General features: G+C 66.1%; 13 protein-coding genes. 12 read left to right on the forward strand and 1 reads right to left on the reverse strand.

The annotated features are described in order from the left end of the window. Positions 1-4 precede the first annotated feature (4 nt). The 12 genes from murD to EWH21_RS05895 all read left to right on the forward strand — a co-directional run bounded on the left by murD (position 5) and on the right by EWH21_RS05895 (position 13713). A complete protein-coding gene (gene murD, locus EWH21_RS05840; protein WP_152487946.1) occupies positions 5-1351 on the forward strand; it encodes a UDP-N-acetylmuramoyl-L-alanine--D-glutamate ligase in 1347 nt (448 codons plus the stop codon). After that, positions 1351-2568 (forward strand): putative lipid II flippase FtsW, encoded by a 1218-nt coding sequence (gene ftsW / locus EWH21_RS05845; protein ID WP_047587023.1) that lies wholly within the window; start codon positions 1351-1353, stop codon positions 2566-2568. The genes murD and ftsW overlap by 1 nt, the downstream gene beginning before the upstream one ends. After that, entirely contained in the window at positions 2558-3628 is a 1071-nt protein-coding gene (gene murG, locus EWH21_RS05850) for an undecaprenyldiphospho-muramoylpentapeptide beta-N-acetylglucosaminyltransferase (protein WP_037046632.1), read from the forward strand. The genes ftsW and murG overlap by 11 nt, the downstream gene beginning before the upstream one ends. 34 nt (positions 3629-3662) lie before the next feature. Next, the gene (murC, locus tag EWH21_RS05855; protein ID WP_218571709.1) at positions 3663-5063 is read left to right on the forward strand and encodes a UDP-N-acetylmuramate--L-alanine ligase; all 1401 of its coding nucleotides are present in this window, start codon (positions 3663-3665) and stop codon (positions 5061-5063) included. Beyond that, positions 5060-6001: a D-alanine--D-alanine ligase gene (locus EWH21_RS05860; RefSeq protein ID WP_037046636.1), complete on the forward strand. Its 942-nt coding sequence runs from the start codon at positions 5060-5062 to the stop codon at positions 5999-6001. The genes murC and EWH21_RS05860 overlap by 4 nt, the downstream gene beginning before the upstream one ends. Before the next feature lie 3 nt (positions 6002-6004). Then, complete coding sequence (locus EWH21_RS05865) at positions 6005-6871, forward strand: cell division protein FtsQ/DivIB (protein WP_037046638.1); 867 nt, start codon at positions 6005-6007, stop codon at positions 6869-6871. 16 nt (positions 6872-6887) lie between these two features. Continuing rightward, complete coding sequence (gene ftsA, locus EWH21_RS05870; protein ID WP_037046640.1) at positions 6888-8135, forward strand: cell division protein FtsA; 1248 nt, start codon at positions 6888-6890, stop codon at positions 8133-8135. A 42-nt stretch (positions 8136-8177) separates the two neighbouring features. After that, the gene (gene ftsZ / locus EWH21_RS05875) at positions 8178-9374 is read left to right on the forward strand and encodes a cell division protein FtsZ (protein ID WP_037046642.1); all 1197 of its coding nucleotides are present in this window, start codon (positions 8178-8180) and stop codon (positions 9372-9374) included. A 111-nt stretch (positions 9375-9485) separates the two neighbouring features. Next, the gene (gene lpxC / locus EWH21_RS05880; protein WP_037046645.1) at positions 9486-10397 is read left to right on the forward strand and encodes a UDP-3-O-acyl-N-acetylglucosamine deacetylase; all 912 of its coding nucleotides are present in this window, start codon (positions 9486-9488) and stop codon (positions 10395-10397) included. Positions 10398-10691: 294 nt separating this feature from the next. Beyond that, on the forward strand, positions 10692-11030 hold the full coding sequence (locus EWH21_RS05885) for a c-type cytochrome (RefSeq protein ID WP_277700020.1): 339 nt from the start codon (positions 10692-10694) through the stop codon (positions 11028-11030). A 1-nt stretch (position 11031) separates the two neighbouring features. Beyond that, positions 11032-12426 (forward strand): D-arabinono-1,4-lactone oxidase, encoded by a 1395-nt coding sequence (locus tag EWH21_RS05890; protein WP_277700021.1) that lies wholly within the window; start codon positions 11032-11034, stop codon positions 12424-12426. A 72-nt stretch (positions 12427-12498) separates the two neighbouring features. Beyond that, positions 12499-13713 (forward strand): DSD1 family PLP-dependent enzyme, encoded by a 1215-nt coding sequence (locus EWH21_RS05895; protein ID WP_277700594.1) that lies wholly within the window; start codon positions 12499-12501, stop codon positions 13711-13713. Positions 13714-13723: 10 nt separating this feature from the next. On the opposite strand, the gene EWH21_RS05900 is transcribed toward EWH21_RS05895, so the two are convergent. Next, positions 13724-14758: an AraC family transcriptional regulator gene (locus tag EWH21_RS05900; protein ID WP_206596680.1), complete on the reverse strand. Its 1035-nt coding sequence runs from the start codon at positions 14756-14758 to the stop codon at positions 13724-13726. Positions 14759-14923: the final 165 nt, after the last annotated feature.

A 14923-nucleotide genomic window follows, 5' to 3' on the forward strand; every position in this document is an offset into this window, starting at 1 on the left:
GCGCGTGTCGTTGATCGCTTCCGACCAATTCCGCATCGTTGTCGGCCTCGGCAAGAGCGGCATGTCCCTGGTGCGCTTCCTGGCGCAGCAGGGCGTGCGCTTTGCCGTGGCCGACACGCGCGCGAATCCGCCGGAGCTGGAAACGCTCAAGCGCGACTACCCGCAGGTGGAAGTGCGCTGCGGCGAGCTGGACGCGGACTTTCTCAGCCGTGCCTCGGAGCTGTACGTGAGCCCGGGCCTGGCCGTGGCCACGCCGGCGCTGGCCGAAGCCGCGGCGCGCGGGGTCAAGCTGTCCGGTGACATCGACCTGTTCGCCCGCCATGCCAAGGCGCCGATCATCGCCATCACCGGTTCCAACGCCAAGAGCACCGTCACCACCCTGGTCGGTGAGATGGCGGCGGCGGCCGGCAAACGGGTCGCGGTGGGCGGCAACCTCGGCACCCCGGCGCTGGATCTGCTGGCCGACGATGTCGAACTGTACGTGCTCGAACTGTCCAGCTTCCAGCTGGAGACCACCGACCAGCTCAATGCCGAAGTGGCCACCTGCCTGAATATCAGCGAAGACCACATGGACCGCTACAGTGGGCTGCCGGCCTATCACCTGGCCAAGCACCGGATCTTTCGCGGTGCGCGTCAGGTGGTGATCAACCGTGACGATGCCCTCTCGCGGCCGCTGATCGCCGACCAGGTGACCTGCTGGGAGTTCGGCCTGGGCAAACCCGACTTCAAGCGCTTCGGCCTGCTCGAGGAAAATGGCGAGAAGGCCCTGGCGTTCCGCTTCGACGCACTGCTGCCGGTCAGCGAGTTGAAGATTCGCGGCGCGCACAACCAGTCCAACGCCCTGGCGGCGCTGGCGCTCGGTCATGCCGCGGGCCTGCCGATGGAGGCGATGCTTGCCACCCTGCGCACGTTCGCCGGCTTGCCGCATCGCTGCCAGTGGGTCGGTGAGCGCGCCGGGGTGAACTACTACGACGATTCCAAGGCCACCAACGTCGGCGCCGCCCTGGCCGCCATCGAAGGCCTGGGCGCGGACATCGCCGGCAAGCTGGTGCTGATTGCCGGTGGTGACGGCAAAGGTGCCGATTTCTCTGCCCTGAAACAGCCGGTCGCGCGTTTCTGCCGCGCCGTGGTGCTGCTCGGACGTGATGCCGAGCGGCTCGCCGAAACCCTGGGCGACGCCGCACCGCTGGTGCGGGTGGGGACTCTCGAGGAAGCGGTGCAGCGTGGCTGCGAGCTGGCCGAGGCCGGCGATGCCGTGCTGCTGTCGCCTGCATGCGCCAGCCTGGACATGTTCAAGAACTTCGAGGAACGCGGGCGCCTGTTCGCCCAGGCCGTGGGAGGACTGCACTGATGCTGGGCTTCCTGCGCGTTCGTCCCTCACCGCTGTTCGGTCGTGGCTTCGATGTCGACTTCCCGATGCTGGCCGGCTGCCTGGGCCTGCTCGGTCTGGGGCTGGTGATGATCACCTCAGCCTCTTCGGAAGTGGCGGCGGCGATGTCCGGCAACCCGCTGTACCACATGATCCGTCACCTGGTGTACCTGGCCATCGGCCTGGGCGCCGCCGGCGTGGTGCTGATGATCCCGATGAGTTTCTGGCAGCGCTACGGCTGGATCCTGTTGCTGGCGGCCATCGGCTTGCTGGTGCTGGTGCTGATTCCCGGTATCGGCCGCGAGGTCAACGGTGCGCGGCGCTGGATCGGTTTCGGCGCGTTCAACGTACAGCCATCGGAGATCGCCAAGGTCTTCGTCGTGGTCTACCTGGCCGGCTACCTGGTGCGGCGACAGGAAGAGGTGCGCGAGAGCTGGATGGGCTTCTTCAAGCCGTTCGTGGTGCTGCTGCCGATGGCCGGCCTGCTGCTGCTGGAGCCGGACTTCGGTGCCACCGTGGTGATGATGGGCTCGGCCATGGCCATGCTGTTCCTCGGCGGCGTTGGCCTGCTGCGTTTCGGCCTGATGGTGGCGCTGGCCGTGGGGGCCGTGTTCGTGCTGGTGCAGACCCAGGAATACCGCCTGCAGCGTCTGATCACCTTCACCGACCCCTGGGCCGACCAGTACGGCTCCGGTTACCAGCTGACCCAGGCGCTGATCGCCTTCGGCCGTGGCGAATGGTTCGGCGTCGGCCTGGGCAACAGCATCCAGAAGCAGTTCTACCTGCCCGAGGCGCATACCGACTTCGTCTTCTCGGTACTGGCCGAGGAACTGGGGCTGGTCGGTTCGCTGGTGACCCTGGCGCTGTTCGTCTTCGTCTGCGTGCGCGGCCTGTACATCGGCCTGTGGGCCGAGAAGGCCAAGCAGTTCTTTTCCGCCTACGTGGCGTACGGGCTGTCGTTCCTGTGGATCGGTCAGTTCCTGATCAACATCGGGGTGAACACCGGCCTGCTGCCGACCAAGGGCCTGACCCTGCCGTTCCTCAGCTACGGCGGTTCGTCGCTGGTGATCTGCTGCGTCAGCCTGGCGGTCCTGCTGCGTATCGAGTGGGAGCGGCGCAACGTATTGGGCAACGAGGATATCGAGTTCAGCGAAGACGACTTCGTCGAACCGAGCGAGGAGGTCGCCCATGCGCGGTAATGTCCTGATCATGGCGGGCGGCACCGGCGGGCACGTGTTCCCGGCGCTGGCCTGCGCGCGCGAATTCCAGGCGCGCGGCTACAGCGTGCACTGGCTGGGGACGCCGCGTGGCATCGAGAACGAACTGGTGCCGCAGGCCGATCTGCCGCTGCACCTGATCGATGTCAGCGGCCTGCGTGGCAAGGGCAAGCTGTCCCTGCTCAAGGCACCGTTCCAGTTGCTGCGTGCGCTGCTGCAGGCACGGCGCATCGTGCGCGAGCTGCAGCCGGTGTGCGTGCTCGGCATGGGTGGCTACGTGACCGGGCCGGGCGGCCTGGCCGCGCGCATGGCCGGTGTGCCGCTGGTCATTCATGAACAGAACGCCGTCGCCGGTACCGCCAATCGCCTGCTCGCACACATCGCCGCGCGCATCTGCGAGGCCTTCCCGAACACCTTCAAGGCCTCCGACAGGCGGCGCACCACGGGTAACCCGGTGCGTGAGGAGCTGTTCCTGGAAACCCCGCGCGAGCCGCTGGCCGGGCGCAAGCCGAAATTGCTGGTGCTGGGCGGTAGCCTGGGCGCCGAACCGCTGAACAAGTTGCTGCCTGCCGCGCTGGCCAAGGTCGCTGCCGACGTGCGTCCGCAAGTGTTCCACCAGGCTGGCAAGCAACACGCGGAAATCACTGCGGAGCGTTATCGCGATGCTGCGGTCGAAGCCGAGGTCGCGCCGTTCATCAAGGACATGGCGCGTGCCTATGGCTGGGCCGACCTGGTGGTCTGCCGTGCCGGCGCACTGACCGTCAGTGAACTCGCCGCCGCTGGTCTGCCGTCGTTCCTCGTGCCGCTGCCGCATGCGATCGACGACCACCAGAGCCGCAACGCCGAATACCTGGCGAAGGAGGGCGCCGCTGTCCTTCTTCCGCAACATGCCACTGACGCAGGCGAGCTCGCCGCGCAGCTCACCGAGGTTCTGATGCACCTGGAAAAACTCAACGTCATGGGCGCTACCGCGCGGCGCCTGGCCAAGCCCGATGCCACCCGTACGGTGGTCGACATCTGCCAGGAGGTGATCCGTGGCTAAGTCTCCCGCTGCCGTCAAGGCCGAAGTGCGGCGCATGCGCCGTATCCGCCGCATCCATTTCGTCGGTATCGGCGGTGTGGGCATGTGCGGTATCGCCGAGGTGCTGCTGAACCTGGGGTATGAAGTGTCCGGCTCGGACCTCAAAGCCTCGCCAGTGACCGAGCGCCTGGAGAAGTTCGGCGCGCAGATATTCATCGGCCATCGTGCCGAGAACGCCGAGCAGGCCGATGTGCTGGTGGTATCCAGTGCCGTCAACACCAGCAACCCGGAAGTCGCCACCGCTCTGGACCGGCGCATCCCGGTGGTGCCGCGTGCCGAGATGCTGGCCGAGCTGATGCGCTACCGCCATGGCATCGCCGTGGCCGGTACCCATGGCAAGACCACTACCACCAGCCTGCTGGCCTCGGTGTTCGCTGCCGGTGGCCTGGACCCGACCTTCGTCATCGGCGGCCGCCTGAACGCGGCCGGGACCAACGCCCAGCTCGGCTCCAGCCGCTTCCTGATCGCCGAGGCGGACGAGAGCGACGCCAGCTTCCTGCACCTGCAGCCGATGGTCTCGGTGGTCACCAATATCGATGCCGACCACATGAGCACCTATGGCGGCGACTTCAACAAACTGAAGAAGACCTTCGTCGAGTTCCTGCACAACCTGCCGTTCTATGGCCTGGCCGTGCTCTGCGTCGACGACCCGGTGGTGCGTGAACTGCTGCCGCAGATCGGTCGTCCGACCGTGACCTACGGCTTCTCCGAGGATGCCGACGTGCGCGCCATCAACGTGCGCCAGGAAGGCATGCGGACCCATTTCACCGTGCTGCGTCCGGACTGCGAGCCGCTCGACGTGTCGGTCAACATGCCGGGCAATCACAACGTGCTCAATGCCCTGGCCACCATCGCCATCGCCAGCGACGAAGGCATCGACGATGCGGCCATCGTCGCCGGTCTGTCGGGCTTCCAGGGTGTCGGCCGGCGCTTCCAGGTCTACGGCGAGCTGCCGGTCGACGGCGGTAGCGTGATGCTGGTGGACGACTACGGTCACCATCCGCGCGAAGTCGCCGCGGTGATCAAGGCCGTGCGTGGTGGCTGGCCGGAACGCCGCCTGGTGATGGTCTACCAGCCGCACCGCTACAGCCGCACCCGTGATCTGTACGACGACTTCGTGCAGGTGCTCGGTGAGGCCAACGTGCTGCTGCTGGTGGAAGTCTACCCGGCCGGCGAGGAACCCATTCCGGGCGCCGACAGCCGCCAGCTGTGCCACAGCATCCGGCAGCGTGGCCAGCTCGATCCGATCTACGTCGAGCGTGGCGTCGATCTGGCACCGCTGCTCAAGCCGCTGCTGCGTGCCGGCGACATCCTGCTGTGCCAGGGCGCCGGCGATATCGGCGCAGTGGCGCCGCAATTGATCAAGCACCCGCTGTTCGTGGGGGAGTCGAAATGAGTCTGCACAGTACCCTCGACCCCAAGGCCTTCGGCCGCGTCGCCGTACTGTTCGGCGGCAAGAGCGCCGAGCGCGAGGTCTCGCTGAAGTCCGGCAATGCCGTGCTCGGCGCCCTGCAGGCCGCCGGTGTGGACGCCTTCGGCATCGATGTGGGGGATGACTTCCTGCAGCGTCTGGGCCGCGAGAAGATCGACCGCGCCTTCATCGTGCTGCACGGTCGCGGCGGTGAGGATGGCTCCATGCAGGGCCTGCTCGAGTGTGCCGGCATTCCCTATACCGGCAGCGGCATCCTCGCCTCTGCCCTGGCCATGGACAAACTGCGCACCAAGCAGGTCTGGCACAGCCTCGGCCTGCCGACGCCGCGCCACGCCGTGCTGACCTCGCCGGCCGACTGCGAGGCCGCTGCGGCCGAGCTGGGCTTCCCGCTGATCGTCAAGCCGGCCCATGAAGGGTCGAGCATCGGCATGGCCAAGGTGGACAGTGCCCAGGCGCTGCTCGCGGCCTGGCAGGATGCCGCCCGCTACGACAGCCAGGTGCTGGTCGAGCAGTGGATCGCCGGTCCGGAATACACCATCGCCGTGCTGCGTGGCGAAGTGCTGCCGCCGATTGGCCTGGGCACCCCGCACAGCTTCTACGACTACGACGCCAAGTACCTGGCCGATGACACCCAGTACCGCATTCCCTGCGGCTTGTCCGCCGAGAAGGAAGCCGAGCTGAAGGACCTGACCGCGCGCGCCTGTGAGGCCGTGGGTACCCAGGGCTGGGCGCGCGCCGATGTGATGCAGGATGCCAGTGGCCAGTTCTGGCTGCTGGAAGTGAACACCGTACCGGGCATGACCGATCACAGCCTGGTGCCGATGGCCGCGCGCGCTGCCGGCCTGGATTTCCAGCAGCTGGTGCTGGCGATCCTGGCTGACAGCGTCGAGGCGAGGGGTTAAGCGATGAGTATCGCTCTGCGTCATCAGGACTCGCTGAGGGCTCCGCAGCGCGGCAAGCCCGCGCCGCGTGGCGCCAGCCGTCTGGTGGCCAAGGAGCCGATGCGCCTGCGCATGCCCAAGCCGGACTTCGCCTGGATGGGCCGTCTGCTCTGGCCGCTGCTGCTGCTCGGCCTGGGGTTCGGTGCATACGAGGGTGCGCAGCGCCTGCTGCCCTATGCCGACCGCCCGATTGCGCGCATCAGCGTGCAGGGCGACCTGGCCTATGTCAGTCAGCAGGCCGTGCAGCGCCGCATCGCCCCGTTCATCGCCGCGAACTTCTTCAGCGTCGATCTGCGCGGCATGCGCGAGGAGCTGGAGCGCATGCCCTGGATCGCCCATGCCGAGGTGCGCCGCGTCTGGCCGGACCAGATCGACGTGCGCCTGGAAGAACAACTGCCCATCGCCCGCTGGGGCGACGAGGCGCTGCTCAACAACCTGGGTCAGGCCTTTGCTCCGCAGGAGGTGGACAACTACCAGCACCTGCCGCAGCTGTCCGGGCCCAAGCGTGCGCAGACCAAGGTGATGCAGCAGTACCAGATGCTCAGCCAGCTGTTGCGGCCGATGGGGTTCACCGTGGTCGGGCTGCAGTTGCGCGAGCGGGGCAGCTGGTTTCTCTCGGCGACCGAGAATGCCAGCGGGCAGCGTATCGACATCCTGCTGGGACGGGACCACGTGGTGGAAAAGATGCGTCGGTTCGCCGCCATCTACGAGCGGGAACTGAAAGACCAGAGCGCGAAGATCGCGCGCATCGACCTGCGTTATGCCAACGGCCTGGCCGTGGCCTGGCGTGAGCCGGTGGAGCCGGCTGCGGCCGAGCAGAAAGTGAATTGAGAAGAGGCAGGATTAAATGAGTAGCGCGCATAGCGGCAAGATGATCGTTGGCCTGGACATCGGCACCTCCAAGGTGGTGGCGCTGGTGGGCGAGGTGACGGCCGACGGCCAGCTGGAGATCGTCGGCATCGGCACCCATCCGTCGCGCGGGCTGAAGAAGGGCGTGGTGGTCAACATCGAGTCCACCGTGGCATCGATCCAGCGCGCGGTGGAGGAAGCCCAGCTGATGGCCGGCTGCCGTATCCACTCGGCGTTCGTCGGCGTGGCCGGCAACCACATCCGCAGCCTGAACAGCCACGGCATCGTCGCCATCCGCGATCGCGAGGTCAGCGGCGCCGATATCGAGCGCGTGCTCGACGCCGCGCAGGCCGTCGCCATTCCGGCGGACCAGCGGGTGCTGCACACCCTGGCGCAGGACTACGTGATCGACAACCAGGAGGGCGTGCGCGAACCGCTGGGCATGTCCGGCGTGCGTCTGGAGGCCAAGGTGCACGTGGTCACCTGTGCCGTGAACGCCGCGCAGAACATCGAAAAGTGCGTGCGTCGCTGCGGCCTCGAGGTCGACGACATCATCCTCGAGCAGCTTGCATCCGCGTATTCGGTGCTGACCGAGGACGAGAAGGAACTGGGCGTGTGCCTGGTGGACATCGGTGGCGGCACCACCGACATCGCCATCTTCACCGAAGGCGCCATCCGCCATACCGCTGTGATTCCGATCGCCGGCGATCAGGTCACCAACGATATCGCCATGGCCCTGCGTACGCCGACCCAGTACGCCGAGGAAATCAAGATTCGTTATGCCTGCGCCCTGGCCAAGCTGGCCGGTGCCGGGGAAACCATCAAGGTGCCGAGCGTCGGTGATCGTCCGCCGCGCGACCTGTCGCGCCAGTCCCTGGCCGAGGTGGTCGAGCCGCGTTACGACGAGCTGTTCACCCTGATCCAGGCCGAGCTGCGTCGCAGCGGCTACGAAGACCTGATTCCGGCCGGCATCGTCATGACCGGTGGCACGGCGAAGATGGAAGGCGCGGTCGAACTGGCCGAGGAAATCTTCCACATGCCGGTGCGCCTGGGCGTGCCGCACAGCGTCAAGGGCATGGCCGATGTCGTGCGCAACCCGATTTATTCCACCGGTGTGGGCTTGCTGCTGTACGGGCTGCAGAAGCAGCACGACGGCATTTCCATGTCGGTGGGCAGTCCTTACCAGGACGAAAGCAAGACCCCGGTACTCGAGCGCATCAAGCGCTGGGTCCAAGGCAATTTCTAAATTTGCAGTAGGCGTTACAACTAGAAAGGAAGGAGAGGGATCATGTTCGAACTAGTAGACAACATTCCACAAAGTGCGGTGATCAAGGTCATCGGTGTCGGTGGTGGCGGCGGCAACGCGGTCAATCACATGGCCGTCAGCAACATCGAAGGCGTCGAGTTCATCTGCGCCAACACCGATGCGCAGGCGCTGAAGAACATCGGTGCGCGCACCGTGCTGCAGCTCGGCCCGGGCGTGACCAAGGGCCTGGGTGCCGGCGCCAATCCGGAGGTCGGTCGTCAGGCCGCGCTGGAAGACCGCGAGCGCATCGCCGAAGTGCTGCAGGGCACCGACATGGTGTTTATCACCACCGGCATGGGCGGTGGTACCGGTACCGGTGCTGCTCCGGTGATCGCCGAAGTGGCCAAGGAGATGGGTATCCTGACCGTGGCCGTGGTCACCCGTCCGTTCCCGTTCGAAGGCAAGAAGCGCATGGTGATTGCCGACGAGGGCATTCGCGCGCTGGCCGAGAGCGTCGACTCGCTGATCACCATTCCCAACGAAAAGCTGCTGACCATCCTGGGCAAGGATGCCAGCCTGCTGTCCGCCTTCGCCAAGGCCGATGACGTGCTGGCCGGCGCCGTGCGCGGTATCTCCGACATCATCAAGCGTCCGGGCATGATCAACGTCGACTTCGCCGACGTGAAGACCGTGATGAGCGAGATGGGCATGGCGATGATGGGTACCGGCTGCGCCAGCGGTCCGAACCGTGCGCGCGAAGCCACCGAGGCGGCGATCCGCAACCCGCTGCTGGAGGACGTCAACCTGCAGGGCGCTCGCGGCATCCTGGTCAACATCACCGCAGGTCCGGACCTGTCGCTGGGCGAGTACTCCGACGTGGGTAACATCATCGAGCAGTTCGCGTCCGAGCAGGCCACCGTCAAGGTCGGTACCGTGATCGACGCCGACATGCGCGACGAACTGCACGTCACCGTGGTCGCCACCGGTCTGGGCGCGCGCATGGAGAAGCCGGTCAAGGTGATCGACAACACCGTGCAGGTCGCCGTCAGCCAGCCGGTTGCCCAGCAGCCTGCCGCGCAACAACCGCGCAGCGAGCAGTCGGTCAACTACAAGGACTACGAGCGTCCGACCGTGCAGCGTCAGAGCCACAGCGGCGCGGCTACCGCAGCCAAGCTCAATACCCAGGACGATCTCGATTACCTGGATATTCCGGCGTTCCTGCGTCGTCAGGCTGATTGATGAAACTTATCAGGAGTATGAAAGTGATTGGTGTTCAGCAAAGGTCGGTTCTGCTATCATTTCCGACCATTGTTGAAAACAGTTCGCAACTAGCGATATAGCGGCCAAGCCATGATCAGACAACGCACCCTGAAGAACATTATCCGTGCCACCGGCGTTGGCCTGCATTCGGGGGAAAAGGTTTACCTGACCCTGAAGCCGGCACCGGTGGACACTGGCATCGTGTTCCGTCGCACCGATCTCGACCCTGTCGTGGAAATCCGCGCATCGGCCGGGAATGTCGGTGAAACCACCATGTCGACCACGTTGATCAATGGTGATGTCAAGGTGGATACGGTAGAGCACCTGCTTTCGGCCATGGCAGGCCTGGGCATCGATAACGCCTACGTCGAGCTCTCCGCGTCCGAAGTGCCGATCATGGATGGTAGCGCTGGTCCTTTCGTATTCCTGATTCAATCCGCTGGCCTGCAGGAGCAGGAAGCGCCGAAGAAGTTCATCCGCATCCTGCGTGAGGTCACGGTGGTGGAGGGCGACAAGCGCGCCACCTTCGTGCCTTTCGACGGTTTCAAGGTGAGTTTCGAGATCGACTTCGATCACCCCGTGTTCCGCAATCGCACGCAGAGCGCCAGTGTGGATTTCTCCAGCACGTCTTTCGTCAAGGAAGTCAGCCGGGCCCGCACCTTCGGCTTCATGCGTGACATCGAGTTCCTGCGTTCGCAGAACCTGGCACTCGGTGGCAGCGTGGAAAACGCCATCGTGGTCGACGAATATCGTGTGCTCAACGAAGACGGCCTGCGTTACGAGGACGAGTTCGTCAAACACAAGATTCTCGATGCCATCGGCGACCTGTACCTGCTGGGTAACAGCCTGATTGGCGAGTTCAAGGGCTTCAAGTCCGGTCACGCACTGAACAACCGTTTGCTGCGCACCCTGATCGAACAGACCGATGCCTGGGAGATGGTGACCTTCGAGGACGCCACGCTCGCGCCAATCTCTTACATGCGCCCGGTTGCGGCCGTGTAAGCGAACTCTCTTCCTAGCTGCAATTGAGGCCACCTTCGGGTGGCCTTTTTTATGGCCGCCGCTGAGCGGCTCATCGTGTTCCGGGCCCTGCGTGAGCCGGTGTGCCCGTGAACGGCTGCGCCGTGAAAGCTTGTTTGCCCGTTCCCTGCGGCCGCCCGCCTTGGCCGTTTCCCGGTTGTTCGCTGGCCGTTTGGGCCCTCATGCGCCGCGTGGTGCTGCTTTAGTGTGGCGCCATCGAGTGAGCAAAGATGTCGGGAGGCGAGCATGCGGGCAGGGCTGTTGGGTTGGAAGGGGATGGCTGCGCTGTGCATTGCCTGCCTGGCACTGGGCGGCTGTGGCGAGGAGGCCGGGCCGCAGGTGCGAGCGGATGCCGTGCCGGCGGACGCGGCGCTGGCGCAGTTGTATGCCACCAGTTGCCAGCAATGCCATGCCAGCCCGTCTGCCGGCGCGCCGCTGACCGGCGATGCTCAGGCCTGGGCACCGCGTCTGGCCAAGGGCATGGACACCCTGCTGGAGCACAGCATCAGCGGATTCCAGGGCATGCCGCCGATGGGGTTGTGCATGCAGTGCTCGGCGGAGGAGTTCCAGGCGCTGATCGCGTTCATGTCGACCGCAACGACGGAGGGCCGCTGACATGGGCCAGCCGTTCTCCCGCCGTCAACTGCTGCAGCGCGCCAGCCTGCTGGGCGCCCTGCTGGCACTACCGGGCCGTCCGCTCTGGGCCGAATCGCCGCTCGCCTCGCGGCCGATCCCGTGGCGCAACTGGTCCGGTGCGCAGAGCTGCCTGCCGCTGGAAAGACTGGCGCCGAAGAACCTGGACGAGCTGATCCAGGCCATTCGCCAGGCACCGGGCAAGATCCGTCCGGTCGGCTCGGGGCATTCCTTCAGCGCGCTGGTTCCCACCGACGGCACCCTGTTGTCGCTCAGCCACTTCTCCGGGTTGCTGGAGCATGATGCGCAGAGCCTACAGGCCGAATTCGCCGGTGGCACGCCGATGTCGCAGATGGGCGCGCCGCTCAAGGAGGTCGGCCAGGCGCTGGTCAACATGGCCGACATCGACTACCAGACCCTGGCCGGGGCGATCGCCACCTCGACCCACGGCACCGGCGTCGACTTCGGCTCCTATTCCGCCCAGGTCTGTGGCCTGCAGCTGGTCAGTGCGGCCGGCGACGTGCTCGATTGCAGCCGCGACAACAATCCTGCGCTGTTCGATGCCGCACGGGTGTCGCTCGGTGCGCTGGGGGTGGTTACCCGCGTGCGCCTGCAGAACCGCCACGCCTATCGCCTGCGCGAGCGCCAGTGGATAGCCAGGACCGAGGAGCTGCTGGAGGATATCGACAACCTCACGCGCGACAACCAGCACTGGGAGATGCTGGTGGTCACGCACTCCGACTACGCGCTGTCGGTGGCGCTGAACGAGACCGAGGACCCGGAGACGCCGCCCTTGTCGCCGGAGGAGGAGGGGGGCAACGGCTTCGTCGGCCTGATCGAGGGGCTGGACAAGTACCTGAGCGACTTCCCCGACCTGCGCCGCAGCCTGCTGAACAACATGCGCCACCTGGCCAGCTTCGAGGACCGGGTGGACGACTCCTACGAAGTCTTCGCCAACGTGCGCAACGTGCGCTTCAACGAGATGGAGTACTCGGTGCCGGCCGAGCTGGGTCCGGCCTGCCTGCGCGAGATCCTCAAGCGCATCGACGAGGGCAGCCTGCGCACCTGGTTCCCCATCGAGTACCGCTACGTCAAGGCCGACGACATTCCCCTGAGCATGTTCGAGGGCCGCGACAGCTGCTCGATCTCGGTACATCAGCACTACGCGATGGATCACCACAACTTCTTCGCCGCGATCGAGCCGATCTTCTGGAAATACCAGGGCCGTCCGCACTGGGGCAAGCTGCACAGCCTGGGCGCGCGCCAGCTGCAGGCGCTGTACCCGCGCTGGCAGGCATTCACCGAGGTGCGCCAGGCGCTGGACCCGCACGGCCGCTTCGTCAACGCGCACCTGGCCGGCATCTTCGGTCTTGCCTGAGGAACCACGATGAAGCGACGTTCTTTCGTACTGGCCGGCCTCGGTGCCGGTGGCTTGCTGGCCGCTGCCTGGCTGCGGCCGCGCGACCATGGCCAGCCGCATGACGCCTACTTCCAGGCGCTGAACCAGGAGCTCAAGGCCAACGGCCCGATGCGCCCGGCGCTGCTGATCGACCTTGACCGGCTCGACCACAACATCGAGGTGGTCCGGCAGTCGCTCGCACGCAGCGGCAAGCAGCTGCGCCTGGTGGAGAAATCGCTGCCGGCTCCCGGCCTGCTGCGCTACATCGGTGAGCGCCTGGACACCCGGCGGCTGATGTCCTTCCACCAGCCGTTCCTGAATCACGACGCGCGGCTTTTCCCCGAGGCCGACATCCTGCTCGGCAAGCCGCTGCCGGTGCGCTCGGCGCAGCTGTTCTACGAGCACCACCGCGGGCCGTTCGACCCTGCCCGCCAGTTGCAGTGGCTGATCGATAGCCCCGAGCGGCTGGGGCAATACCTGGCGCTGGCCCAGGGCCTGGGCACGCGGTTGCGCATCAACATCGAACTGGATGTCGGCCTGCACCGTGGTGGCGTGCATGACACCCAGGTGCTGGGGCAGTTGCTGCAACTGATCGCGGATAACCCGCAGCATCTGGAATTCGCCGGCTTCATGGGCTACGACCCGTTCGTCGGCATGAACCTGCCGGAGCTGCTCGGTACCCAGGATGAGCTGCTGGCCAAGGTGATGGCGCGGTACCAGGGGCATGTGGACTTCACCCGCCAGCGCTTCCCCGCGCTGTGGCGCGAGGGCCTGACCCTGAACACCGCCGGCAGCCCCAGCTACCGCGCCCACGAGGGCGAGTCGCTGAGCACCGAGGTGGCCGTCGGAACCGGCCTGCTCAAGCCCAGCCACTACGATCTGCCGTCGCTGGCCGAGCATGTGCCTGCGGTGTACATCGCCACCCCGGTGCTCAAGCGTACCGGGGCGCTGCGCATCCCGGCGCTGGACGAGAAGTCGCGGCTGTTCTCCTGGTGGGACGTCAACCAGCGCGAGACCTTCTTCATCTACGGCGGCAACTGGCAGGCCGACTTCGCCTCGCCCGCCGGCCTGCAATTGAGTGAAGTGTTCGGGCGCAGCTCGAACCAGGAACTGGTCAACGGCTCGCCGGCAGTGGCGCTGGGGGTGGAGGACCAGGTGTTCCTGCGGCCGACCCAGAGCGAGTCGGTGTTGCTGCAGTTCGGCGACCTGCTGGCGCTGCGCGGTGGTCGCATCGTCGAGCGCTGGCCGGTGTATCAGGAGTCCTGAGGGGGCGCGGTCATTCCTGGGCGATGCGCTGTTTTGCCGTGCGCGGGGTCACGCCGGTCCAGCGCTTGAAGGCGCGGCGGAAGTTGCGCACATCGCTGAAACCGGTGGCGCAGGCCACGTCGATCAAGCGGTTGTCACGCTGGCCGAGCAGTTGCAGCGCCCGCGTCCGGCGCAGTTCGTCGACGATTCCGTGATAGCTCAGGCCCGCATCGCCGATGCGCCGGCGCAGGGTGCGCTCGCTCAGGTTCAACTGGCTGGCCAGCTGGCTCAGCGACGGCGGTGACTCGAGGCGCTTGCGCACCTCGCGCTCGATGGTCTCGATCAGGTCGCTCAGTCCCTGTTCGTGCCGGCCCGCGCTGTCCAGCAGCATGCAGGCCTCGGCCGCCGCATAGTCGTCGCGGGTCGGCAGCGGCAGTTGCAGCCAGGCGGCCGGGAACTGCATCCGGTTGTGCTCGCAGGCGAAGCGCACCGGGCAGCGGAACAGTTCCGCGTAGCGCTGCGCGTGGGGCGGGGCGGGGTACTGCACCTCGATGTGGCTGGCGACCAGGTCCGCGCCGGTGAGGAAACGCACGATGGCCAGGCTGCTGGCGAAGGCTTCCTCCAGGTAGAACACGGCCACCTCCGGGTCGAAGAAGCGCGGGGTGGCGTAGAACAGCACCTGGTCGTCCACGATTTCGATGTGATAGTCGAGCAGGCTGCCGATGTGCCACTGGTAACGCAGCCCCAGGTCCAGTGCCGTGCCCAGGTCCGGGCAGGCCAGCATGGCCAGACCGGCCAGCCCCCAGGACACCGGCGTCTGCCGGCTGCCGACCGTCAGCCCCAGGCCGTTGTCGCCCAGCACCTGGAGGGCACGCCGCACCAGTCTGTAGCTCTGGCGGAAGGACAGGCGATAGTCCGGCCGCTTCAGATCCTCCGGGGCGAAGCCCAGGCCACGGCACAGCAGTTCCGGGTCATGCCCGCAGGCGACCGCGTGCTGCAGCAGGAAGCGGGAAATCAGCGGCGGTGCCGAGGCTTCCGAATAGCGCGGATCGACGATGGGTTTCATGCCTGTGCATCCCTCACTGCCCGAAGATGGCTGCCTGGCAGTGTGCCGCAAATGGCGCGCGATGAAAGTGTTTGAAAATGTGACAGGCCTCTTGAGCCCTCCTTTTTGTCCGTTCTGGCCCCATGCCGGCTTTGGGGTTGCCGTTAGTTTCATCGGGACTCAGGA

Source organism: Pseudomonas sp. REST10 (genome assembly GCF_029542605.1).
GTDB lineage: Bacteria > Pseudomonadota > Gammaproteobacteria > Pseudomonadales > Pseudomonadaceae > Aquipseudomonas > Aquipseudomonas khazarica.

What these genes read in the sequence shown, in the direction of transcription:
- ftsZ (WP_037046642.1), top strand. Translation starts at nt 8,178, where the DNA reads ATGTTCGAACTAGTAGACAACATTCCACAAAGTGCGGTGATCAAGGTC.
- EWH21_RS05890 (WP_277700021.1), top strand. Translation starts at nt 11,032, where the DNA reads ATGGGCCAGCCGTTCTCCCGCCGTCAACTGCTGCAGCGCGCCAGCCTG.
- EWH21_RS05860 (WP_037046636.1), top strand. Translation starts at nt 5,060, where the DNA reads ATGAGTCTGCACAGTACCCTCGACCCCAAGGCCTTCGGCCGCGTCGCC.
- murG (WP_037046632.1), top strand. Translation starts at nt 2,558, where the DNA reads ATGCGCGGTAATGTCCTGATCATGGCGGGCGGCACCGGCGGGCACGTG.
- ftsA (WP_037046640.1), top strand. Translation starts at nt 6,888, where the DNA reads ATGAGTAGCGCGCATAGCGGCAAGATGATCGTTGGCCTGGACATCGGC.
- EWH21_RS05865 (WP_037046638.1), top strand. Translation starts at nt 6,005, where the DNA reads ATGAGTATCGCTCTGCGTCATCAGGACTCGCTGAGGGCTCCGCAGCGC.
- EWH21_RS05885 (WP_277700020.1), top strand. Translation starts at nt 10,692, where the DNA reads ATGGCTGCGCTGTGCATTGCCTGCCTGGCACTGGGCGGCTGTGGCGAG.
- ftsW (WP_047587023.1), top strand. Translation starts at nt 1,351, where the DNA reads ATGCTGGGCTTCCTGCGCGTTCGTCCCTCACCGCTGTTCGGTCGTGGC.
- lpxC (WP_037046645.1), top strand. Translation starts at nt 9,486, where the DNA reads ATGATCAGACAACGCACCCTGAAGAACATTATCCGTGCCACCGGCGTT.
- EWH21_RS05900 (WP_206596680.1), bottom strand. Translation starts at nt 14,758, where the DNA reads ATGAAACCCATCGTCGATCCGCGCTATTCGGAAGCCTCGGCACCGCCG.
- murC (WP_218571709.1), top strand. Translation starts at nt 3,663, where the DNA reads ATGCGCCGTATCCGCCGCATCCATTTCGTCGGTATCGGCGGTGTGGGC.